Annotated in this window: 19 protein-coding genes; 7 read left to right on the top strand and 12 right to left on the bottom strand. The window is 47.4% G+C overall.

Annotated elements, in window-relative coordinates:
- Nucleotides 1-38 precede the first annotated feature (38 nt).
- Entirely contained in the window at nt 39-1,367 is a 1,329-nt protein-coding gene (locus F0316_RS17910) for an anaerobic C4-dicarboxylate transporter (protein WP_000967523.1), read from the top strand.
- A gap of 189 nt (nt 1,368-1,556) precedes the next feature.
- On the top strand, nt 1,557-2,951 hold the full coding sequence (locus tag F0316_RS17905; protein ID WP_001910469.1) for a DEAD/DEAH box helicase: 1,395 nt from the start codon (nt 1,557-1,559) through the stop codon (nt 2,949-2,951).
- 70 nt (nt 2,952-3,021) lie between these two features.
- On the opposite strand, the gene F0316_RS17900 is transcribed toward F0316_RS17905, so the two are convergent.
- Entirely contained in the window at nt 3,022-4,065 is a 1,044-nt protein-coding gene (locus tag F0316_RS17900; protein ID WP_001217715.1) for a GMP reductase, read from the bottom strand.
- Between the two features lie 656 nt (nt 4,066-4,721).
- Between F0316_RS17900 and F0316_RS17890 the strand changes: the two genes are divergently transcribed.
- Together F0316_RS17890 and F0316_RS17885 are read left to right on the top strand one after the other, a co-directional pair.
- Nucleotides 4,722-5,270, top strand: coding sequence for an outer membrane beta-barrel protein (locus tag F0316_RS17890; RefSeq protein ID WP_000251265.1), 549 nt, complete (start codon nt 4,722-4,724; stop codon nt 5,268-5,270).
- Nucleotides 5,271-5,335: 65 nt separating this feature from the next.
- The gene (locus F0316_RS17885; protein ID WP_000779165.1) at nt 5,336-6,178 is read left to right on the top strand and encodes a potassium channel family protein; all 843 of its coding nucleotides are present in this window, start codon (nt 5,336-5,338) and stop codon (nt 6,176-6,178) included.
- A gap of 1 nt (nt 6,179) precedes the next feature.
- On the opposite strand, the gene F0316_RS17880 is transcribed toward F0316_RS17885, so the two are convergent.
- A complete protein-coding gene (locus F0316_RS17880) occupies nt 6,180-7,463 on the bottom strand; it encodes a Na+/H+ antiporter NhaC family protein (protein ID WP_170826474.1) in 1,284 nt (427 codons plus the stop codon).
- Between the two features lie 242 nt (nt 7,464-7,705).
- On the opposite strand from F0316_RS17880, the gene F0316_RS17875 reads away from it, so the two are divergent.
- Complete coding sequence (locus F0316_RS17875; protein WP_000935710.1) at nt 7,706-8,701, top strand: 2-hydroxyacid dehydrogenase; 996 nt, start codon at nt 7,706-7,708, stop codon at nt 8,699-8,701.
- Here the strand turns inward: F0316_RS17875 and F0316_RS17870 are convergent.
- The 6 genes from F0316_RS17870 to F0316_RS17845 all read right to left on the bottom strand — a co-directional run bounded on the left by F0316_RS17870 (nt 8,690) and on the right by F0316_RS17845 (nt 13,256).
- Nucleotides 8,690-10,162 carry a bifunctional ADP-dependent NAD(P)H-hydrate dehydratase/NAD(P)H-hydrate epimerase gene (locus F0316_RS17870; protein WP_001130880.1) on the bottom strand — a complete coding sequence of 491 codons (1,473 nt, stop codon included), beginning with the start codon at nt 10,160-10,162 and terminating at the stop codon, nt 8,690-8,692. The two genes, F0316_RS17875 and F0316_RS17870, sit on opposite strands and share 12 nt — an antisense overlap.
- 49 nt (nt 10,163-10,211) lie before the next feature.
- Nucleotides 10,212-10,658 (bottom strand): PAS domain-containing protein, encoded by a 447-nt coding sequence (locus F0316_RS17865; protein ID WP_000880547.1) that lies wholly within the window; start codon nt 10,656-10,658, stop codon nt 10,212-10,214.
- Nucleotides 10,658-11,662 (bottom strand): response regulator, encoded by a 1,005-nt coding sequence (locus tag F0316_RS17860; protein ID WP_000009678.1) that lies wholly within the window; start codon nt 11,660-11,662, stop codon nt 10,658-10,660. Before F0316_RS17860 ends, F0316_RS17865 begins: the two co-directional genes overlap by 1 nt.
- A gap of 86 nt (nt 11,663-11,748) precedes the next feature.
- Nucleotides 11,749-11,988: a hypothetical protein gene (locus tag F0316_RS17855; RefSeq protein WP_000407070.1), complete on the bottom strand. Its 240-nt coding sequence runs from the start codon at nt 11,986-11,988 to the stop codon at nt 11,749-11,751.
- A 275-nt stretch (nt 11,989-12,263) separates the two neighbouring features.
- Nucleotides 12,264-12,641, bottom strand: coding sequence for a hypothetical protein (locus tag F0316_RS17850; RefSeq protein WP_000765283.1), 378 nt, complete (start codon nt 12,639-12,641; stop codon nt 12,264-12,266).
- A 387-nt stretch (nt 12,642-13,028) separates the two neighbouring features.
- Entirely contained in the window at nt 13,029-13,256 is a 228-nt protein-coding gene (locus F0316_RS17845) for an alternative ribosome-rescue factor A (RefSeq protein ID WP_149560781.1), read from the bottom strand.
- Between the two features lie 358 nt (nt 13,257-13,614).
- Between F0316_RS17845 and F0316_RS17840 the strand changes: the two genes are divergently transcribed.
- Nucleotides 13,615-13,824 (top strand): cold-shock protein, encoded by a 210-nt coding sequence (locus F0316_RS17840; protein WP_000106983.1) that lies wholly within the window; start codon nt 13,615-13,617, stop codon nt 13,822-13,824.
- 143 nt (nt 13,825-13,967) lie between these two features.
- On the opposite strand, the gene hmpA is transcribed toward F0316_RS17840, so the two are convergent.
- Nucleotides 13,968-15,152, bottom strand: coding sequence for an NO-inducible flavohemoprotein (gene hmpA, locus F0316_RS17835; protein WP_149560780.1), 1,185 nt, complete (start codon nt 15,150-15,152; stop codon nt 13,968-13,970).
- 191 nt (nt 15,153-15,343) lie between these two features.
- Here hmpA and norR point away from each other — a divergent pair, with 191 nt between their 5' ends.
- Nucleotides 15,344-16,936 carry a nitric oxide reductase transcriptional regulator NorR gene (gene norR, locus F0316_RS17830; protein ID WP_001155011.1) on the top strand — a complete coding sequence of 531 codons (1,593 nt, stop codon included), beginning with the start codon at nt 15,344-15,346 and terminating at the stop codon, nt 16,934-16,936.
- On the opposite strand, the gene F0316_RS17825 is transcribed toward norR, so the two are convergent.
- From F0316_RS17825 to F0316_RS17815, 3 genes are all read right to left on the bottom strand, one after another.
- Nucleotides 16,933-17,808: a mechanosensitive ion channel family protein gene (locus F0316_RS17825; protein WP_149560779.1), complete on the bottom strand. Its 876-nt coding sequence runs from the start codon at nt 17,806-17,808 to the stop codon at nt 16,933-16,935. The genes norR and F0316_RS17825 overlap by 4 nt on opposite strands.
- Before the next feature lie 174 nt (nt 17,809-17,982).
- Nucleotides 17,983-19,212 carry a peptidase T gene (gene pepT / locus F0316_RS17820; RefSeq protein WP_149560778.1) on the bottom strand — a complete coding sequence of 410 codons (1,230 nt, stop codon included), beginning with the start codon at nt 19,210-19,212 and terminating at the stop codon, nt 17,983-17,985.
- Between the two features lie 250 nt (nt 19,213-19,462).
- Nucleotides 19,463-20,671 (bottom strand): NupC/NupG family nucleoside CNT transporter, encoded by a 1,209-nt coding sequence (locus F0316_RS17815; RefSeq protein ID WP_000986003.1) that lies wholly within the window; start codon nt 20,669-20,671, stop codon nt 19,463-19,465.
- Nucleotides 20,672-21,161 lie beyond the last annotated feature (490 nt).

Here is a 21,161-nt window from a genome sequence, read left to right as displayed (position 1 = left end):
CAATACATATAACTTCATTTCAATATAGGGAACATGGGATGCTATATGTAGAATTTCTCTTTCTACTGCTGATGTTGTATATCGGCTCACGATACGGCGGTATCGGGCTTGGGGTCGTTTCGGGGATTGGTTTGGTTATCGAAGTTTTCGTCTTCAAGATGCCACCGACCTCACCACCAATCACAGTAATGTTAATTATCCTCGCGGTTGTCACTTGTGCCTCGATTCTTGAAGCTGCTGGCGGTTTAAAATACATGCTGCAAGTGGCGGAGCGCATGCTGCGCAAAAACCCCAAACGCGTCACTTTAATTGCCCCTTTTGTCACTTACACCATGACGTTTATGCTGGGTACAGGCCATGCGGTATACTCGATCATGCCAATCATTGGTGACGTTGCCCTGAAAAATGGCATTCGTCCTGAGCGCCCTATGGCAGCAGCATCCGTTGCGTCACAAATCGCCATTACCGCCTCGCCGATTTCGGCCGCCGTGGTTTACTACTTGGCGCAGCTTTCCAACATTAACCATGAAATCACCCTACTATCGATTTTGATGGTCACGGTACCAGCGACTCTATTCGGTACGCTTTTAATGTCGCTGTACAGTTTGAGACGCGGTAAAGAGCTGGAGAACGATCCTGAATATCAAGCAAGACTGCAAGACCCCGTCTGGCGCGAGAAAATTCTCAATACCACCGCAACATCACTCGATGAAACCTTGCCAGCGTCAGCACGTAACTCCGTGCTGCTGTTTATCTCCTCGATTTTAGTGATCGTGGTGATTGCAATGTGGCCGGAGATCCGCACCATTCAAGAAGGCACCAAGCCAATTGGCATGGACATGGTGATTCAAATGATCATGCTCTGTTTCGGCGGTATCATTTTGCTCGCCACCAAAACAGACCCACGCTCTGTACCTAACGGTGTGGTGTTCAAATCTGGCATGGTTGCTGCGATTGCCATCTTCGGTATCGCGTGGATGTCTGACACCTACTTCCAATACGCGATGCCACAATTTAAATCTGGCATAGTGGAGATGGTGACCAACTACCCTTGGACGTTTGCTCTGGCGCTGTTCATTGTGTCTGTGGTGGTGAACTCACAAGCCGCTGTCGCGCGGATGATGCTCCCTGTTGGTTTAGGGCTAGGTTTAGAACCGGCATTGCTGATTGGCCTGATGCCAGCGCTGTACGGTTACTTCTTTATTCCGAACTACCCATCGGATATCGCCACCGTCAACTTCGATAACACAGGGACCACCAAGATCGGTAAGTGGTATTTCAACCACTCCTTTATGTCGATCGGCCTCATTGCGGTTATCTCTGCCTGCTGTGTAGGATTTGTGCTCAGCAAAATCATCATCGGCTAAACCGAGCTTGTCACCAATAGCCAAAGAGCCACTGAATGTGGCTCTTTTTATTTACGACCAATCTTCATGCTCTCTCTACCCAAATGACTTGGCATTGTAGATAGCGGTTGCTACTAATCAATAAAGGCCTCAGAATGGCGGGCTTTGCGCGGACTTCCCGCGTTATTTGATTACTGTTGAGAATGATATATGGGTTTTACCTCGCTCGGTCTGTCTGCGCCAATCCTTAAAGCTATTGAAGAGAAAGGATACAACACGCCTTCACCGATTCAGTTACAGGCTATTCCTGCGGTTTTAGCAGGCAAAGACGTGATGGCCGCAGCTCAAACTGGCACAGGAAAAACGGCTGGCTTTACGCTACCCATTTTAGAATTGCTGGCAAAAGGGCCAAAAGTTCGCGCCAATCAAGTTCGTGCTTTAATCCTTACCCCAACGCGTGAACTGGCCGCACAAATCCAAGACAATGTCATGCTCTATGGCCGCCATCTACCGCTCAAGAGCGCGGTTGTGTTTGGTGGTGTGAAAATTAACCCACAAATGCAGCGAATGTGTAAAGGTGCGGATATCTTAGTGGCAACCCCAGGCCGACTAATGGATCTGTATAACCAAAATGCGGTCAAATTTGATCAGTTGGAAATTTTGGTACTTGACGAAGCAGATCGCATGCTCGACATGGGCTTTATTCGTGATATTCGTAAGATACTGAAATTATTGCCAGAAAAGCGCCAAAACCTATTGTTTTCAGCCACCTTTTCGACCGAAATCCGTGAGCTTGCCAAAGGCTTAGTCAATAATCCCGTCGAAATTTCAGTCAGCCCAGCCAACTCAACGGCAAGAACCGTTGAGCAGTGCATTTATCCTGCTGATGTGAAAAAGAAACCGGACATGCTGGTAAAATTAGTCAAAGAGGGGAATTGGCAACAAGTGCTGGTATTTATGCGTACCAAGCATGGTGCCAACCGTTTAGCGACCTATCTCAACGAGCAAGGTTTAACCGCGGCCGCGATTCACGGCAATAAGAGCCAAGGCGCACGCACCCGAGCACTGGCGGATTTTAAAGCGGGAGAGGTGCGTATTCTGGTCGCAACAGATATTGCAGCGCGTGGCATTGATATCCCGCAACTGCCTCAAGTGGTGAATTTTGAATTGCCGAAAATTGCTGAAGATTACGTACACCGAATTGGCCGAACAGGCCGTGCAGGTGAAGTCGGTAAAGCAATATCCTTGGTAAGTGCCATTGAAGCACCGGAATTATTTGCCATTGAACGTTTAACGCAAGCCTTACTGCCCCGTGTAAATTTAGCGGGATTTGAGCCGACCAACCTGCTCCCTGAGTCAAAATTAGACACTCGACCTTTGAAACCGAAAAAGCCCAAAAAGCCTAAAAAGGTAGAGGGAGCTGGAGAAAACAAAGGCAGCGCAGCTGAAAACAAACCTAAAGCTGGCCACCGAGGTCAACCTACAGGGCAAGCTCGCACAGCGAAAAAAGGCGGCACTCATTCAGCGCCGAAAAAACCCGCAAACCGCCCTCGTCGCAGTTCTTCAAAACCAGTGACAAAGTCATCATCGGCTAAACCGATTTAGGTGTGAAACCAATAGCAAAAGAGCCACATAATGTGGCTCTTTTTGTTGGCTTCTATCGCAACAACAGTGATTACTCACGCCCGTAGACGTTGTTCTCTTGCTCTTGAACACGGATAAACGTTGTACGCTTAGTTAGCTCACGAAGCTCCGCCGCGCCTACATAGGTACAGGTTGAGCGCACGCCGCCGAGGATGTCTTGAATGGTGCCGTGTACGCTGCCACGGTATGGCAATAGTACGGTTTTTCCTTCGGCTGCACGGTAACCTGCTACACCGCCAGAATGCTTGTCCATCGCGCTCTTCGATGACATGCCGTAAAATTTCATGAAGGTTTCGCCATCTTTTACGATGAGTTCACCGCCTGCTTCTTCATGGCCTGCCAGCATACCGCCAAGCATCACGAAATCCGCGCCGCCGCCGAAGGCTTTCGCGACATCTCCCGGACACGTACAGCCGCCGTCACCGATGATACGACCACCAAGGCCGTGCGCAGCATCCGCACATTCGATAATCGCGGACAGTTGTGGGTAGCCGACACCGGTTTTTACGCGTGTCGTACACACAGAGCCCGGGCCAATGCCTACTTTAACAATGTCGGCACCCGCGAGGATAAGCTCTTCTACCATATCGCCGGTTACGACGTTACCCGCAGAGATGACTTTATCAGGAAATGCAGCGCGCACTCTTTGCACGTACTCAACAAGGTGCTCAGAATAGCCGTTCGCGATATCGATACAGATGAAAATCAGCTCATCAGACAGTGCCATCACATCTTTGGTTTTTTGGAAATCTGCTTCCGATGTGCCGGTTGAAACCATAACATTGTTCAGCGTCGCTTTGTCGGCACTTTTCACAAACTCAGCCCAATCCGACACAGTGTAATGTTTGTGTACTGCGGTCATCACACCATGCTCAGCCAAGGCTTTAGCCATGGCAAAGCTGCCTACCGAGTCCATATTGGCGGCAATCACAGGTACGCCTGACCATTGACGACCACTATGTTTGAAAGTAAACTCGCGGGTTAAATTTACTTGAGAACGGCTTTTCAGAGTTGAACGTTTCGGGCGAAACAGGACATCTTTAAAACCTAACTTAAGTTCTTGTTCGATACGCATTGTGTAATTCCTTGATTAATTGACGATTTGTGTCTCTTAGCAGAGTGCGTAGTACCTTCGTTGGCAGACGTCAGTACATTTCGGACACAAAAAAACCGGAGCGTTGGCAGACGCTCCGGTTTTCAGCATTATAGGCCGCGTTTTTTTTCTCTCAAGACTGATATTTGACTTTTTTTTGTGTTACCCTGCCGAAGTTTTCATACCTAGACAATCCCCTCTGTAACACTCAACTCTTAAATTGCTTACCAAACAGTACGTTAGTTCTATTTTGTCAAATTACCGACATATCGCTTTTTGCTGAACAATCGATTGCCCTCGCTTTAAATTGCCATAAATTAGACTTTGATCACCTTTTTGCAGAGCAAAATTCCAGCAACTCACAAGCTCCGTTTTCGAAGTCGATCACGCTCACATCACGTATAAATAATTCACCACGCTTATCCTTTCGGCGCATTTATTGCTTAACTTTAAATCTATTCTTGCATTCGGCATCCAAACTACTTGGATTTGTAGATACGCAGTCAGTGAGTGAATCTTCATGACAATCTTCATGACATAGACAGGCTATGTGATTGGGGTAAACGAAGATAACAGACACCGCTGCAGCTTCAAGTAGGAGGAATATTAATCCTTTCAGGGAATGAAACAGGTGGGCTATGGTACGTTTTTGCGGCTGGTTAATGGTTTTTTGTTGCTTTGCACTTCCTGCTTATGCGGGAAATAGCCCTTATTCCTTTTCGTTAAGCACAGGCTTTAGCCGTATCGATAACCCTTCCAGTAGTGATGAAGCTTGGGTTACTCAGTTTGGGTATAACTACCAGTTTTCGCCATTTATCGGCTTAGATCTCGGCTATTCAGGCATGATCGGCAACGGAGCCGAAATGTTAAACACGCAAAAACAGAAGATTGATGTCAAAGTTGAAGGTTTTTATTTTGGCGCTTTTTTCGAACAGCCTATCAATAACCTGACGATTCTTTACGCTCGCGGCGGGCTATCACAATTCAAAGTGAAAGAGCGCTATGAATTGGGTGCGATTGGCGATAACCGTCAATTTTCAGGAACCAATCCGTATATCGGCATCGGTACGAAAGTGCAATCGAGCATCGACAAAAGTTTGGCGCTGACCATGGAGCTCAGTTACTACCCTTTAGAGCAAGATTATTCGAGTCTTTCCTTCACCGTGGGCGGACAATATCGTTTTTAAGCGACACTTAGACAGCATTTTTTGATAGGCTAAGGCCACGATTTGCTATTTATCACTTTCGTTTTATGAAACTCACCCTTCGCAAAAAGCTGTTAGAAAAAGTAGAAAACACGACAGAAACTCCCATGCTGATCCTTTCTGTCGTTTATGTTGTCGTCGCGTTGCTGCCTGACATTGCCGTTTTATCTCCCGATGATCTTGAGTTTCTTGATGGCTTACTCTGGATTGTGTGGGGCATTTTTGCGACAGAGCTGTTAGTCAAAATCTTCGTCAGCCCTAAACCACTGCAATATATGATGCAGAATTGGCCGGACGTACTTATCGTGGCGATGCCGTTTCTGCGTCCCCTGCGTTTCCTACGTATTTTGTTGGTACTGCCCAAAGCGTGGAGACAAACCAAATCGGTTCTGCGCCAAAAAACTTTCAGCTTTATCGGTCTGACAAGTCTTTCTACTGTGCTGCTCTCTGCGGCGTTTGTGTATCTGGTTGAGAAAGGAACCCCTAGCCCCATCAATAGCTATGCCGATGCGCTGTGGTGGGCGATGTCGACCATTACTACGGTAGGTTATGGGGATATGTACCCGGTCACAGGGTTTGGGCGTGGAGTCGCGGTATTTTTGATGCTGACAGGGATCACCCTGTTTGGTCTATTAACCGCGAGTGTGGCTTCTTTTTTTGTTGAGGATGATACGGCCAAACAAGATCATCTCTCCCTCAATCTCTTGCTTGAAAAAAACCAGCAGTTGGAAACACAGTTGAATCAATTGGTTGAAACTCAGCAACCGAGAAAGCGTTTTCATCTAGCGAGCTACCGTCGGCAGCTCGCAGAACGTGAAACAGAACGGAAAAATCAGAAACCAAAGCGTCGTCGAATAAAACTTCCGTCGCAAGACAATCGCAACGCCTAATTCAGGCGTTGCGCATGGTGTGGCGGCGAAATACCGCCACTAATGCGGCAACCGCCAAAAAGAAGCAGTAATAAGAGTAACTCACCACACTCAATGGCGACATTTGAAAAATAGAGCCAAGCAATAACGCTTGTGCACCATAAGGCAACACACCTTGCATGATGCACGAGAAGATATCCAGCAAGCTGGCAGAGCGTTTTGCTGTCACGCCATTGTGTTCAGCCAGCTCTTTAGCCACCCCGCCACTCACAATGATGGCAACCGTGTTGTTTGCCGTGCACACATTGGTCAGTGCCACCAAGCCTGCAATCCCCAATTCACTGGCTCGCATTTTTTGTACATCACTGTGTGCACGAGCAAATTTATCGATCATTCGGCTAATGTGATGAGTGAGAAACGCCAATCCGCCTTGCTGTTTCATCAGTTCACCCATACCACCAATCAGCATCGATAATAGGAAAATCTCCTGCATGTTGCCAAAACCCGCGTAAACATCTTTGGTTAATGCCGACAAGGAGTAACCGTCACTCAAACCACCGACACCCGCGGCCATTAAAATGCCCACCAGCAGTACAAGAAACACATTCAACCCCATCACGGCCAGCACGAGAATGGTGAGGTAAGGCAGCACTTTTAGCCATTCAATGTCACTGGTTTGCGGTGATTGTGCCGTTTGGCTGCTGAAGGTGAACACCACAAGCGCCAACAGCGCCGCTGGCAAAGCAATGCGGATATTCTCTTTAAATTTGTCACGCATATGGCAGCCTTGTGAACGGGTTGCCGCAATGGTGGTATCCGAAATGATCGAAAGATTATCACCAAACATGGCACCGCTCAGCACGACCCCAGCCGTTAAACCAAGATTCAAATCCGCCGCTTGGGCAATACCTAACGCCACGGGAGCAATCGCCGCAATCGTCCCCATTGAGGTACCCATTGCTGTGGCAACAAAGGCTGAAATAACAAACAGCCCCGGCAGAATGAGACTCGCTGGCAGCAGTGCTAAACCAAGATTCACTGTGGCATCCACGCCACCAGTAGCTTTGGCAACGGCGGCAAAGGCTCCGGCAAGCAGATAAATGATACACATCGCCATAATATCGCTGTGACCCACACCACGTAAAAACTGCTCGATGGCTCGATTGAGCGACTCTTTGCTCAAGGCAATCGCCAAAACGACCGCTGGCAGAACAGCAACAGGGGCCGGCAGTTGATAGAACGCAAACTCAACCCCTTGCCAAGTGAGATAGCTCCCTACGCCCATAAAAAGCAGTAAGAAAACCATAAGTGGTAATAGGGCAAAGGCATTCGGTTGTTGAGGCTTTGAAGACGAAGTGTAGTGCATGCAAATATCAAATCATGGTGACGAAATTGGGCGCAAAGCCTAAAGGTAAGCCGGATGCATGTCAACAGTCTAGACGTCCAAACATCCATTTGTTGCACATTTATACCTAGTGATTTTGTGGTTTATTTTTCCCACTAATGGGTATATCTATAGGCCAGATACTTTAAGAGACAGGAATTACTATGCTCAACGTCATTTTTTTTAGTGCAAAACACTACGATATCGCCTCTTTCAGCAAATTGGTTGACCCCACCCAGCTGTCTTTGCACTTTCATGATTTCCGATTGACCGATAAAACGGCCCAGATGGCAAAAGGCTGCGAAGTGGTCTGCGCTTTTGTCAATGATGAGCTTCACGCCAGCGTATTAGAACAGCTTTACCAAGGGGGAACTCGTCTTATTGCCATGCGTTGTGCTGGCTTTGATAAAGTCGACCTTGAAGCGGCGAAGCGACTTGGAATGCAAGTCGTCAGAGTGCCAGCCTATTCGCCAGAAGCGGTGGCCGAACATACGGTGGGGATGATGCTGTGCTTAAATCGCCGCTTCCATAAAGCGTATCAGCGTACCCGTGATGCCAACTTCTCTCTTGATGGCTTGGTCGGTTTTAACTTCCACGGCAAAACGGTCGGGGTGATCGGCTCAGGCAAAATCGGGGTGGCAACCATGCGTGTTTTGAAAGGGCTCGGTATGCAGATCCTCTGCTTTGACCCTTATCCCAATCCCGATGCGATTGCACTGGGTGCGCGCTATGTAGAGTTGTCCGAACTTTTCGCGCAAAGTGATGTGATCACCCTGCACTGCCCGATGAGCAAAGAGAACTATCATTTGCTCAATGAGTCAGCGTTCGATCAGATGAAAGATGGAGTGATGATCATTAATACCAGCCGTGGGGAATTGCTTGATTCTGTGGCAGCAATTGAAGCATTGAAACGAGGCAGAATCGGCGCGCTCGGCTTGGATGTGTATGACAATGAGAAAGATCTGTTCTTCCAAGACAAGTCCAACGATGTGATCGTTGATGACGTATTCCGCCGCCTTTCTGCTTGTCATAACGTGCTGTTCACTGGTCACCAAGCCTTTTTGACCGAAGATGCACTGAACAATATTGCGCAAACTACGCTCAATAACATCCAGCTCTTTTTTGACAATCAAGCATCGGGTAATGAATTAATTCAATAGCTCACGCAGGTGAGGCAATAAATCGCTGGCCAGAAGTCCTCTCTGGCCATGCGATTTGGTATTGAGATCCGCAGCGCTACTGTGTAGCCAAACCCCGAGTTTTGCCGCATCCGCTAAGGGAATTTTTTGCGCTAATAGCGCCACAATAATGCCGGTAAGTACATCGCCCATCCCCCCACTGGCCATTCCAGGATTCCCCTGTAAGCAGACCGCGATCTCTTTCCCATCATCCACTAAAGTCCCAGCACCTTTGAGCACGACAACACCTCCATAGCGTTGCTGAAGCTGGCGAATCGCCGCAAAACGATCTTGCTCCACCTCTTCCACTTCACAGCCCAATAAACGCGCCGCTTCGACGGGATGCGGTGTAATGATCCGCTGCGCATCATAGCTGGGGTTATGTGCTAGAAAATAGAGTGCATCCGCATCCCACACTTTCGGAACCTTCAAGCTACTTAAGCGCTGCATAATCTGCTGCGCTTGCGCATCTCGTCCTAATCCGGGCCCCAAAGCAAGGGCATCACACCATTCAATACGCTCTTCAAATAAATGCTGTTTGTTCCAGCTCGTGCTCATCACTTCCGGTGTAATCGTCAGCATAGCGGTAACGTTATCGGGATGGGTCATTGCCGCGCTCAGCCCAGCTCCCGAACGAGCACAAGCGGAAGCACACAAAATCAAGGCTCCGCCCATACCTTCATTGCCCCCAACGATCAAAGCTTTGCCATTTTGGCCTTTGTGAGTACAAGCTTGACGTGGCGGCAATAAACTGTGCCTTAGCTTGCCATCGATGGAGACTAAGGATGGCGTATTGTGCTGGGCAAACACTTCTTCAACCCCAAGCCCGGCATAGTGTAACGTTCCAACATAACAGCGGGCTTGGCCAGTCACTAAGCCTTGTTTTAACCCAATCAAACTCACCGTATGCTGCGCTTTAATGCATGTCCCCATCACTTGACCGGTATCGGCACACAGCCCTGAAGGCACATCGACCGCCACAATCGGCTTGCCACTTTGGTTGAGTAACTCGACGAGCGGTACCACCTGCGGGCGTAACGCCTCTTTTAAACCAATGCCAAACAGCGCATCAATAATCACATCCGTCGATTCGGGCACTTCAGACTGTGGAGCGTAGACCGCACCTCCCAACTCTTTCCATTGCTGATAAGCACGATGGGCATCGGCTGGCAGTTTTTCAGGATCGCCTAACTGCCATACGGTAACATCAATCCCCATATGTCTGGCTAATACCGCGACAATATAACCGTCCCCACCATTATTTCCGCCACCGCAACAAATTAACCAGTGATGGCTAGTGGGATACTGAGCAAAAGCGATGGTGAATACCGCTTGTCCTGCGCGCTCCATTAAATGAAAGAGCTCAAGACCTCGCTCACTCGCGGCATCTTGTTCGCCTTGTTTGAGCTGCTGCGTAGTATAAAAATGAGTGGGTAACGGCATAATGGTGTCCAACAGCTGACAAAACGGCCATCAGATGGCCGTTTCATATTTATTGAGAAGAAGCTTGTTGAGAAACAAGGGCTTCACTTGTTGCATCTTGAATGGATAAGAAGAGTGAATTTATCGCGCCTGTCGGCGTACGCATTGGGTTAAGCGTGACGTTTTGATACATAAATTTGGCTTGCTGAGTCACTGGACGCACATTACGGCAATGGAACAAATAAGGGCGTTGCTGCCAAGTAATAAAACTGCGGCAACCCAGATCGTACACCGGTTTGGTTTTTAACTTAAACCACTCCACAGGGATCTCTGGAAAAATCTCGAACAGAGATTTACCAATAACATCATGAGCTTGCTTACCGCTATGATGGGTCATAAACCCATTCCATACTTGCACGTTGTAGTCTCGGTTAATCACAATCAATCCCATATCGACATTCTGAACCATATCGACCATCCAATGGAATTGCTCAAACTCCGCAGGTAACGCTAGCATCAGAAGTCCTCCATTAAATAGGAAAGTTTGTTGTCCAGCAGCGGTAACGATTCATCGACAAACATAAACAGTAAATCACAACGAATCGAGGTGCCTTCAATGTTATAACTCACCTCAAAGGTCATGGTTTTCTTAAATGCCCCTTCGGTCGACTGAATCACAGAATCAATAGAGATATGCTGCCCCAATAAAACGGGCGAACTTTGGAAAAAACGCACTTCCGCTTGGTGGCCTAAACCATTTAGAAATGAGCCCACCAGAATATTAGAGACATCCATCAGCAGCTCTAACTCTTGCAAGTCTTCACTATCGACCGGCACCTTCATTAATTTTTTGAGATCCGCCACGCTAGAGTCACTCAATAACACCAGTGCTTCACCGGCAATTCCTTCGCCGCTAAAACCCTGACACACCCCCGAGACTTGACTGTTTTCAGCCAAATCACGCAGTGCCATGTGTAACTCACTCACCTCAAAGATGTTCACATTAGGCAAAGGCAACTCAACAAACACATCAAAATGGCGCGCCAAGGCATCAGCGGCTCGACCAATCGACACGTTCGCGACTTCCATGTAAATATCGCGCCGTTTTAAAATCGGCAACTCAACCGAAACCGGCGTGACAATGCGTGGCTGAGTGGGTGGCTCCACCAACATTTTCAGCACATCATTGAGCACATTCTTATCGATGGGCTTTTGAATGAAGGCTTTGGCTCCGAGCGCTAACACCCGCTCTTTGGCTTTCGGTTGAATATCCCCCGATACCACCACTACAGGCGTCGTGTAGCCTTTTTTCCCCATTGCTTCTAATGTCTCGAAGCCGTCTAACTCCGGCATCGTGAGATCCAAAAACATGAGCTTAAAACTTTGCTTCTCTAAAATGCCCATCGCATCCAAACCATGTACCGCAAAGGTAATGTCTGCGTTAAGCGATGCGGGAAGCGAACGCGCCATCTGTTTGCGCGCGAGTGGAGAGTCATCACAGATGAGAACAGGGAAAGACATGCCACCACCTTATTTGTTTTATCAGTCACTAAAGTGTATACCCAAAATTCACACTACAGCTAGGTAAAAGGTGGTGGGATCGTAAATCAAATGGCGGGCCAGAAAGTCAACAGGGCAATTCGTAAGATAATCGCAAACACAATACAACTCACTCCGAGCCGATACCACTTATACTCTTCAATCGTCATTGGGATGCGTTTATAAAACATAGTCACCACCCCTTTCCAATCTTGACTGCGACGGCCGTAACGCATCACACCAGTCAAAACGAGCAAAATTCCACTAACCAGAATCAGTTTCTCAACCCAAAACAGCACAATCTCCATGATCATTCCCTCTGATTCACTTTTCCTCAGTGTAATCATTGTGCTGAGATTTGGCTGTTGTACAAAAGTCTAAGGCTCACGCTACCTTGACCTGATGGTGAGATGAACAAAGTGAGGTGATTAAGATGAGCCAAGCCAGTAAGCGTGGCGACAGTTTCAAGTCAGCGTCGAAAGAGAATAGACAATCCATCGAATCGCTACGTAAAGCAAAAAGCAGAGCTCAGTGGCTCTGCTTAATTGTTTGGTAAGTGCTGTTAATTAAAAAGCTAACGTGATTAATGAGAGTGCGATTGGTGCTGTGTTGCGATAATTTTGTCTTTGAGTTTTGTTGCCAACTCACGATAGCGAAACCAGAAATAAGTCGCGACAATCGAGAAGAAGAGATAAGACAACGCAAAGACAAACGGCGAGGTCATCAGTTCATTTGAAATTCCCCACATCACGCCCACGACGGTCACAGCAACCTTAGCAAAGAAACCGCACAGGAGCAGAAAAACGGCGAGTTGTGGAAAACGCGTACTACGAAACGCAAGCCAGTAACAGCTGCCAACGGCTAAGGAAGCCACACCGAAACCGAGAATAAATGATTGGATGTGATCCGCTGATGCGATGCCACCCGATACAGAAAGCATGAGAATTAAAAACAGTTTCATGATGCACCTACCTTAAATTACCACTAAAAGCATCCATTCATTTTTGAAAACTCATTTTTAGTTAATTTTGAACCTTCAAAAAATTATTTCAAGCTCAAAAAACATGCAGAATTTGTATCCAAATTTTAATGAAACCTATTGTTACACAATGGTTAAATGCACATGGCCTGAAAATACTAGGCAAAAGAGAACGCAAAGCGTCAAAAGCAACAAAAGGAAACATTTGAAACAAAAAAGTTACATTTCAAGATTGCCAGATTTTCTCTATTCTGAGATGTAAAACCTGTTTCACAGCATCTTTACTGGTGTGCTTTATCAGCGAAAACTGACTAAAAAGGGATGGGGAAGCGGTAGACGAATACAGGGCGGGATATAGGCTCAAAAGCCTTACGCAAACGCAACGAAATCCGTAAGGTTTGCGTAAGGCTCTTTGCCTTTGTACTTCATTTTACGTGAATAGCTACCTTTACCTTTTTTCGCTTTTTCCACTCGGCAGCGAAATAAGGTACTGGTGACAACGGCTTTCAAAGCATTGTCTTTCACTACACCACGTCCACACTCCGTATTCCCTACGGATGAAGTCGATACTGGTATTCCTTCTGGTTTGTTTTTCATTGATAGAGCTCCATATAATTTACTGCCGTATTTGGTCAGTCGCGACATTTTGTACGCAATTTAAGCAGTGTCAACTCATAAATAAGCGGAACAAAGAGAAAACTTAGTTACATAGAAATGGCATTCAGTGCAAAATTTTGGACTATTTTTGTTAACGGGTTTCGACTCTGTTCAAGATTCGATTGACAAGCCAATGGTTTACTCTAGACTCGATCGCGGCTAGAAAGAGTTCTTTGTATACACATCGCTTGGTTGGATTATTCGTAACCGTCCGTGTCGTACGCAATAGCAAGCTACTTTTCCACGCTATCCGCGCCGTAATCGGCCTACGTTAAAAAATGTTTTTAGGATATTTATTATGTCTACTCCAGTTACTGGTACCGTGAAATGGTTCAACGAAACTAAAGGCTTTGGTTTCATCAAGCAAGAAAACGGTCCTGACGTTTTTGCTCACTTCAGCGCAATCCAAGGTGACGGTTTCCGCACTCTGGCTGAAGGTCAAAAAGTGGAATTCGTGATCACTCAAGGCCAGAAAGGTCCACAAGCTGAAAGCATCAAAGTTCTGTAATAGACTTGCCAAAGATTTTAATAGCCAGCCTCACTAGGCTGGCTATTTTTATGCTTCTTTTATATCGATTTTACAAAAGCTCCGATAAGAAAAGTAATATCGGCCGTTACTTATGGCTTAGATGCCCCAAAAGACAGAGACTCTTACGCCGCAAGCTGTGCATGTGGACCAAACACTTCATAATGAATTCGCGCCTTATCCACACCAAGCGCCAGTAACTGCTTGACCACATACTGCATAAAACCGATCGGACCACACAAATAGAAATCTCCATCCTCAATCGGCAGAATAAGCTCGGCTAACTGCATTTCACCTTGTAAGACATCATCTGCACTTTCATCACGGTACCACACTTGCTGCATCCATCCCTGTTGCGCAATGAGCTGCGCGGTTTCCTGAGCAAAAGTATGTTCCTTAGCAGAATTACACGCATAAAGATAAGTCACTCCAGACTTATTTTGCTTGGCTAAGGTGTGCAGGATAGCCTGCATGGGCGTCGCGCCAACACCAGCCGAAATCAGAACCACAGGCCGCTCACGCTCAACATAGAAAAAATCTCCGGCGGGAGCATAGAGTTTAACGCTATCCCCAACTTTGACGTTGTTGTGCAGATAGTGAGAAACCAGCCCTGGATTATCACTGCCCACCCCTTCGCGCTTAACCGAAATGCGATAATCACGACCATTCGATGCATGCGACAAGGAGTATTGACGAATTTCTCGATAATCACTTCCCTCTGGCGTCACTTCAATCCCAATGTATTGTCCCGGTTGATAATCCAGTACCGCACCACCATCAGCGGGTACAAGCACAAAACTGGTCACGTAAGCAGACTCTACCTGTTTCTCGCGTACAACAAAGGTTCGGCCATCACGCCATCCACCTAAAGCTTGTTTGCGCTCTAAATAGAGTGCGCCTTCGAGGTCGATAAAAACTTGAGCCAAAAAGAAATACGCGGCGGTCCAAGCCTCTTCAACCGGTTGGGTAAAAGCATCTGGGGCTAATTCACGCAAAGTCTCCAGCAGATGATGCCCGACAATCTGATAATGCTCTGGCTGAATATTAAAACTGGTGTGTTTATGGGCGATACGCTCAACGGCACTGGTTAATGCGGCTAAATTATCGATATGCTTGGCATAAGCCGCAATCGCTTCAAACAGCGCAACACTTTGACGTCCTGTTTTCTGGTGGGTCATATTAAAAATATGCTTCAGCTCTGGATTATGGCTGAACATACGTTGGTAAAAATGTTGCGTCAGCGCAGGACCTGCAGACTCTAGCAAAGGAATGGTGCTTTTAATGATATTGATGTGTTCTTGGGTGAGCATAACTTCTCCTCGATAGGCAAAAACGGTGGCTTGAGCCACTCTACACAAGCCTTCTTAATGAGCAGATTGCATGCCAAAACCTAATTTATTGAAAAATAACAATAAGTCATTTTCTAACAGGTCAATTTAACTCTTCTCACCGTGTCGATTTGACACTAAACTATCAAAAAATCCGAACCTAAGAAGCCAATATGCAAGAATTCTCCTTGAGTACTTTGTTAGAAATGACCGTCGGGCTCGCCAGCGGAGCCAACAACGAAGAGCGTTTTCATCGCCTATTGGATGCAGTACGCAAAGCGGTAATCTGTGACTGCGTCGTTCTGATGTCTCTGCACAACGACACCTTAACTCCTTTGGCGATGCAGGGATTAACTCGCGACACCCTAGGCCGCCGTTTCGTAGTCAGTGAACATCCTAGATTAGCTCAAATTTGCAGCGCGGATTTACCCGTCCGTTTTGCGGCGGATTGCCCACTCCCCGACCCTTTTGATGGGCTGCTACTCGACAGCGAAGACGATCTGCCTATGCACTCATGTATGGGCTTACCCCTCCATTTTGGCGAGCAGTTACTGGGTATATTGACGCTCGATAGCTTAAAGCCCGATGCGTTTGATCATCTCTCACCTCGCAGTTTAGAAATACTTGCGGCCATTGCGGCAGCAACGTTGAAAATGGCGCTCACCTTTTCTGAGCTGGAAAACCAAGCCAAACAGACACAATTACGCCTGGAAGAGCTAAACCAAGAAGCATGGAGCCGTGACAGTGTCGAAATTATTGGTAATAGCGGCCCCATGCTCGCTATGAAAGCGGATATTGATGTGGTTGCGCCCTCGCAATTCAATATTCTGATCCACGGTGAAACCGGTGTAGGTAAGGAGCTGGTTGCTCGTACCATACACCAGCGCTCAAATCGCAAACGGCAGCCTCTGGTCTATGTCAACTGCGCCGCTATCCCTGAAAACCTGCTGGAAAGCGAACTGTTTGGCCATGTTAAAGGGGCGTTTACCGGAGCTGACCGCGCGCGAATGGGTAAGTTTGCTCTGGCGGATGGCGGCACACTGTTTCTCGATGAGATAGGTGAATTACCCCTTAGTGCGCAAAGCAAAATTCTGCGCGCACTGCAAAACCATGAAATTCAACCTGTTGGCCAAGATCGAGTACAAACCGTCGATGTGCGGATTCTAGCAGCCACCAACCGTGATTTGAAAAAAGAGGTCGAAGCTGGCCGTTTTCGAGCCGATCTCTATCACAGATTGAGCGTGTATCCGATCTACGTGCCGCCACTGCGTGAACGCAAAGGCGATCTCTCCCTACTCGCGGGATACTTCGTAGAACAAGCGCGACGTAAACTCGGTATCACTCAACTAAAGCTGCATGGCGATGTGTTAAGTCAGCTTATCCAATACCCTTGGCCGGGGAATGTGCGAGAGCTAGAGCATGTAATTAACCGCGCGGCACTCAAAGCCAAAGCACGCCAGCGGGGGCGCCCAGTCACGACATTAAAAGTTGAAGACTTAGGGGAATTACAAGGGCCAAGAGCGGCGATGGTTGAACCGACAGCGCAAGATGAACCTATGCTGGGCGAATGGATTGCTGAGTTGGGTTTACGTGACGCGACGGATGAATTTCAACGCCATTTGATCAGCGAAACCCTCACCCAAGCTGACTTTAATTGGGCAGAGGCGGCACGCCGCCTCCAGACCGATAGAGCCAACCTGACACGGCTGGCCAAACGGCTCGGCATTACTGTATCCCGCAGCCACTCAATAGAAAGGTCTCGTTAACTGGCGCTAGGCACAGGAACTATCGGCGTGGGAGTTGAGCGTGGAAACGCCCGCTCATACTCCTGCATAAAATCACGCCGGATCAGTTGTTCAAGTTGGTTCGCGCGTTCGGTAGGGCAGAAGATCATCACGTGCACCACTTGCTCTCCCGTTGATGAACTGCTGATTTCAATGTGCGGCTCAGCACTGGGCAAATCCACCCCAGCATGGCGCTCAATCACCGTATTGTAGCGGCGTGCCACTTCCATAAAGTGGGCAAAATGCCCTTCAATCCTTTCGTGCAGTATCGGCACCAGTGGGAAAAGATTCACAAATTCGGGCACCACAATTTTGAAGTTATGGAACACATAGCGCTTCATAAAATTGAGGTTTTTCACCGGATAAGAGAAAAACATACTGTTCGGTAACGTCGCGGTTTTTCCAGTGTAGTTATACTGGCCGTGGTGTAAATCGATCTCTTGGATCACAGTCGCCATGAGGTTGTGCTCAATCACCTCGCCACACACACTCCCTACTTCAATCCAGTCCCCGATCCTGAATGAACGAGAACTCGCGCGCTGAATCGATCCGGTGAAACACAAAATGATCTCTTTTGAGGCCACCACAATCGCTACTGCAATCGCCATCACCGATAGTGCAAATTCGCTAATTTCCGATTGCCAAAGCATGAACAGAGCAAGCAAAGTGACGGTAAATACGCCGTTTTTGGTACGTGACATCCATTTGCGTTGCTTTTCGGTGATGAGCGCCGCATCACCACGAATATGTTCTAAAACAAGGCGGCGCACTGAAATCACGCCCAATAAAATCAACGCTGTCAGCAGCAACTTATGGGTGAGCAAAAAATCGACCGCTATGCTCAGATGTTCCATCTCTTTCTCCTACTACGGCTTAACCCGCCGCTTTATCTCGTGGTGTTGCGTGTCGCGCAATTTCAACATTGAATCCCCTTGCCTGACAAGCGCTATCCCCAAACTCTTGGCTGCTCGGCAAATTTCATCATAAAAAAAGCCGCTTAATGCGGCTTTTCAAAGGAAAAACGTTTATTACCGATAATGCAGTGCCGTTTTCTCTGCAAGTTTCACAATCACTTGTACCGCGGCTTCCATCCCTTCAATGGTGATGAACTCATGAATGCCGTGGAAATTATAGCTACCAGTGAAAATGTTTGGACAAGGCAATCCCATAAATGACAGCCGCGCCCCATCCGTCCCACCACGGATAGGTTTAATTTTCGGCTCAACATCGCAAGCCACCATCGCCTGTTTGGCCAGCTCAATAATATGTGGATGCGGCTCAACCTTCTCCTTCATATTGGAGTAGCTCTGCTCGAAACTCACCTCGACACGACCTTTTTTAAGCTGCTGATTGAGCTCGGCTACTTTAGCTTGCATTAATGCTTGGCGAGCTTGTAAACCACTCGCCTCAAAGTCACGCAAAATGTATTTGAGCTCTGATTTCGCAACACTCATGGTCGCGCCAGAAAGATGGTAGAAACCTTGGTAGCCTTCGGTATGCTGAGGCGTTTCGTTTTCTGGCATCATCAGAATAAACTGCGCTGCAATGTGCATAGCGTTGACCATTTTGTCTTTGGCTGTCCCCGGATGCACATTCACTCCATGGCAAACAACCGTCGCTGTGGCGGCGTTGAAGTTCTCATACTCCAGCTCTCCAATCGGGCCGCCATCGATGGTGTATGCCCACTGCGCCGCAAATTTCGCCACATCAAAATGATTGGCACCGCGGCCAATCTCTTCATCTGGCGTGAATGCAATAGAGATATCGCCATGAGGAATCGAAGGATCAGCAAGCAAGATTTCCATCGCGGTGATGATTTCAGCAATCCCCGCTTTGTTATCTGCACCCAATAAGGTTGTGCCATCGGTCGTGATGAGGTTATAGCCATGCAGCAGATGCAAGTCAGGGTATTGAATGGGCGACAACACTTCGTCCCCTTTACCAAGGGCAATATCACCACCTTGATAATCTTCAACGATTTGCGGTTTAACATGCTTACCGCAAGCATCTGGAGATGTGTCCATGTGGGCAATAAAGCCAATCGCGGGCACTGGGTAGTTCACATTCGATGGGAGTTTGGCCATCACATAGCCATGATCATCCAGCGAAACATCACTTAAGCCTAATTCAAGTAGCTCTTCATACAGCGCTTGGGCGAAGACTTTCTGACCCGTAGAGCTTGGACAGTGATGGTTTTTCGGTTTCGATTGAGTATCAAAAGTGACATAGCGCATAAAGCGCCCAACAAGATTTTTCATAAACAAGCACTCATCATTCAAATACGCAGCGTTGATTTAACCTCGCTGAAAGGGAGCATAAGCAGTGAATTGCACCCCATACTACGTATTCTCAGCGCCGATGAGTTGTTACAAATCAGTTTTTCACCGATTAATCAAAATCAGCGATACCCAAACGGCTTAACAACCAAACGACTCAGCAACCAGACGGCTTAGCAAATAAAAAAGCCTATCCGATGGGATAGGCTCAATAGGTTGCTTGTTGAAGCGATTATAGCGAGATGAAAATCCCCGCTAAGCAAGCGCTCATTAGGTTGGCTAAAGTGCCAGCAATGACCGCTTTTATGCCTAGGTTCGCCACTTCCGAGCGGCGCTCAGGGGCTATCACGCCAATGGAGCCTAATTGGATCGCGATAGAGCCAATGTTGGCAAAGCCACACAATGCAAACGTGATGATGACTTGGCTATGTTCAGAAAGCAGCGCTTTATGCTCAACAAAGTCAATGAAAGCCACAAATTCGTTCATCACCACTTTCTGACCGATGTAGGAACCTGCCGCCAGCACTTCGTGACTTGGAATACCAATCACCCATGCTAGAGGAGCAAACAGATAACCGAACATGGCTTGTAAGGTAATGCCGCTAAACCCAACCAGATCGCCCAGATTTTCAAGGCCAGTGTTGACCATAGCGATCACGCTGACGAACGCAATCAACATAGTCCCCACTGCAACGGCGACTTTCATACCATTCATCGCACCGCTAGCGAGAGCATCAATCAAGTTGCTGTCTTGCGCTTTATCCAACTCGACTTGGCTTTGATCGATTGGCACACCACGCTCAGGAACAATGATTTTCGCCATCATTAAACTGCCCGGCGCCGCCATGAAACTCGCTGCAATCAGGTATTTCAGCTCAACCCCTAAACCTGCGTAACCACCCAGCACAGAGCCTGCTACCGATGCCATACCGCCCGCCATGACCGCAAACAGTTCAGAGCGAGTCATATTGGCAAGGAAGGGGCGCACCAAAAGTGGCGATTCGCCTTGTGATAGGAAAATATTGCCTGTCGCGACCAGTGATTCCGCCTTACTGGTGCCTAAGAAGCGTTGAATGCCACCGCCGATCAGGGCGATCACTTTTTGCATCACACCAAGGTAATAAAGGGCAGAAATCAGCGCACTGAAGAAGATGATGATAGGTAATACACGAACAGCAAAAATAAAGCCCGTATCGGCAAGATCACCAAACAGAAAGCGAATGCCGACATCGGCAAAACCAAGCAAACCAGAAACCCCATTACTCAAGCTGCTTAGCGCGGTTTGCCCCAATGGGAAATAAAGCACGAGAGCCGCAAAACCAATTTGCAACAACAAGGCTCGGGAAATGGTTTTCCAATTAATCGCACTGCGGCTTTCAGAGAGCAGATACGCGCATAAGATCAGTACCGTAACACCGATGATTCCAAACAAAATCGCCATAATTTACCTAGAAAAATGTGAGTAAAAACAGGGAAACCCATGGCTTGATCAGTGTGTAGGCAGAGGCAACCTCAAAAGGAGGGAATAAAGTTTTATTGCTCACAGGCCATCAACATCAACAGACACAAGCTTGGGAAATAGCTGGTCCTGTCCTTGGGGTCATTCACATTTCCTTGTGACGGCTTGTACTGGCAGAGCAACCGGCTCTTAGCCGGGCGCAAAGTATAACGATAAAAAAATGAGTTTCATCACATTTTTTCGCGCAAACGTTTATTTCGGGTATTTTTTATCTCATCGCTCACTAGGCATGCAGCGCTTTACAAAAATGGCTCTTTATCATGACAGTTCAAGAACTTGTTACTTATTGAATGGAACACATATCACAAAGTTGCATTCTTTTATCGATTGGTCGAAAAACAAGCTGGCATAAAAGTGCGAAGCAGCCTAGCTTTAATGCAATTTGATTATTCTGAATAACCATTACTAACAA

This window comes from Vibrio cholerae, from assembly GCF_008369605.1.
Lineage (GTDB): Bacteria > Pseudomonadota > Gammaproteobacteria > Enterobacterales > Vibrionaceae > Vibrio > Vibrio cholerae.
This window is presented reverse-complemented; position numbering and strand designations above follow the sequence as displayed.

Bases quoted from the DNA above. Each gene is read 5' to 3' on its own strand.
- F0316_RS17905 (WP_001910469.1), top strand. From the start codon at position 1,557: ATGGGTTTTACCTCGCTCGGTCTGTCTGCGCCAATCCTTAAAGCTATT.
- F0316_RS17900 (WP_001217715.1), bottom strand. From the start codon at position 4,065: ATGCGTATCGAACAAGAACTTAAGTTAGGTTTTAAAGATGTCCTGTTT.
- F0316_RS17845 (WP_149560781.1), bottom strand. From the start codon at position 13,256: ATGAAAAACAAACCAGAAGGAATACCAGTATCGACTTCATCCGTAGGG.
- F0316_RS17875 (WP_000935710.1), top strand. From the start codon at position 7,706: ATGCTCAACGTCATTTTTTTTAGTGCAAAACACTACGATATCGCCTCT.
- F0316_RS17850 (WP_000765283.1), bottom strand. From the start codon at position 12,641: ATGAAACTGTTTTTAATTCTCATGCTTTCTGTATCGGGTGGCATCGCA.
- F0316_RS17815 (WP_000986003.1), bottom strand. From the start codon at position 20,671: ATGGCGATTTTGTTTGGAATCATCGGTGTTACGGTACTGATCTTATGC.
- F0316_RS17880 (WP_170826474.1), bottom strand. From the start codon at position 7,463: ATGGTTTTCTTACTGCTTTTTATGGGCGTAGGGAGCTATCTCACTTGG.
- F0316_RS17910 (WP_000967523.1), top strand. From the start codon at position 39: ATGCTATATGTAGAATTTCTCTTTCTACTGCTGATGTTGTATATCGGC.
- norR (WP_001155011.1), top strand. From the start codon at position 15,344: ATGCAAGAATTCTCCTTGAGTACTTTGTTAGAAATGACCGTCGGGCTC.
- F0316_RS17825 (WP_149560779.1), bottom strand. From the start codon at position 17,808: ATGGAACATCTGAGCATAGCGGTCGATTTTTTGCTCACCCATAAGTTG.
- hmpA (WP_149560780.1), bottom strand. From the start codon at position 15,152: ATGCTCACCCAAGAACACATCAATATCATTAAAAGCACCATTCCTTTG.
- pepT (WP_149560778.1), bottom strand. From the start codon at position 19,212: ATGAAAAATCTTGTTGGGCGCTTTATGCGCTATGTCACTTTTGATACT.
- F0316_RS17860 (WP_000009678.1), bottom strand. From the start codon at position 11,662: ATGTCTTTCCCTGTTCTCATCTGTGATGACTCTCCACTCGCGCGCAAA.
- F0316_RS17885 (WP_000779165.1), top strand. From the start codon at position 5,336: ATGAAACTCACCCTTCGCAAAAAGCTGTTAGAAAAAGTAGAAAACACG.
- F0316_RS17890 (WP_000251265.1), top strand. From the start codon at position 4,722: ATGGTACGTTTTTGCGGCTGGTTAATGGTTTTTTGTTGCTTTGCACTT.
- F0316_RS17865 (WP_000880547.1), bottom strand. From the start codon at position 10,658: ATGCTAGCGTTACCTGCGGAGTTTGAGCAATTCCATTGGATGGTCGAT.
- F0316_RS17870 (WP_001130880.1), bottom strand. From the start codon at position 10,162: ATGCCGTTACCCACTCATTTTTATACTACGCAGCAGCTCAAACAAGGC.
- F0316_RS17840 (WP_000106983.1), top strand. From the start codon at position 13,615: ATGTCTACTCCAGTTACTGGTACCGTGAAATGGTTCAACGAAACTAAA.
- F0316_RS17855 (WP_000407070.1), bottom strand. From the start codon at position 11,988: ATGGAGATTGTGCTGTTTTGGGTTGAGAAACTGATTCTGGTTAGTGGA.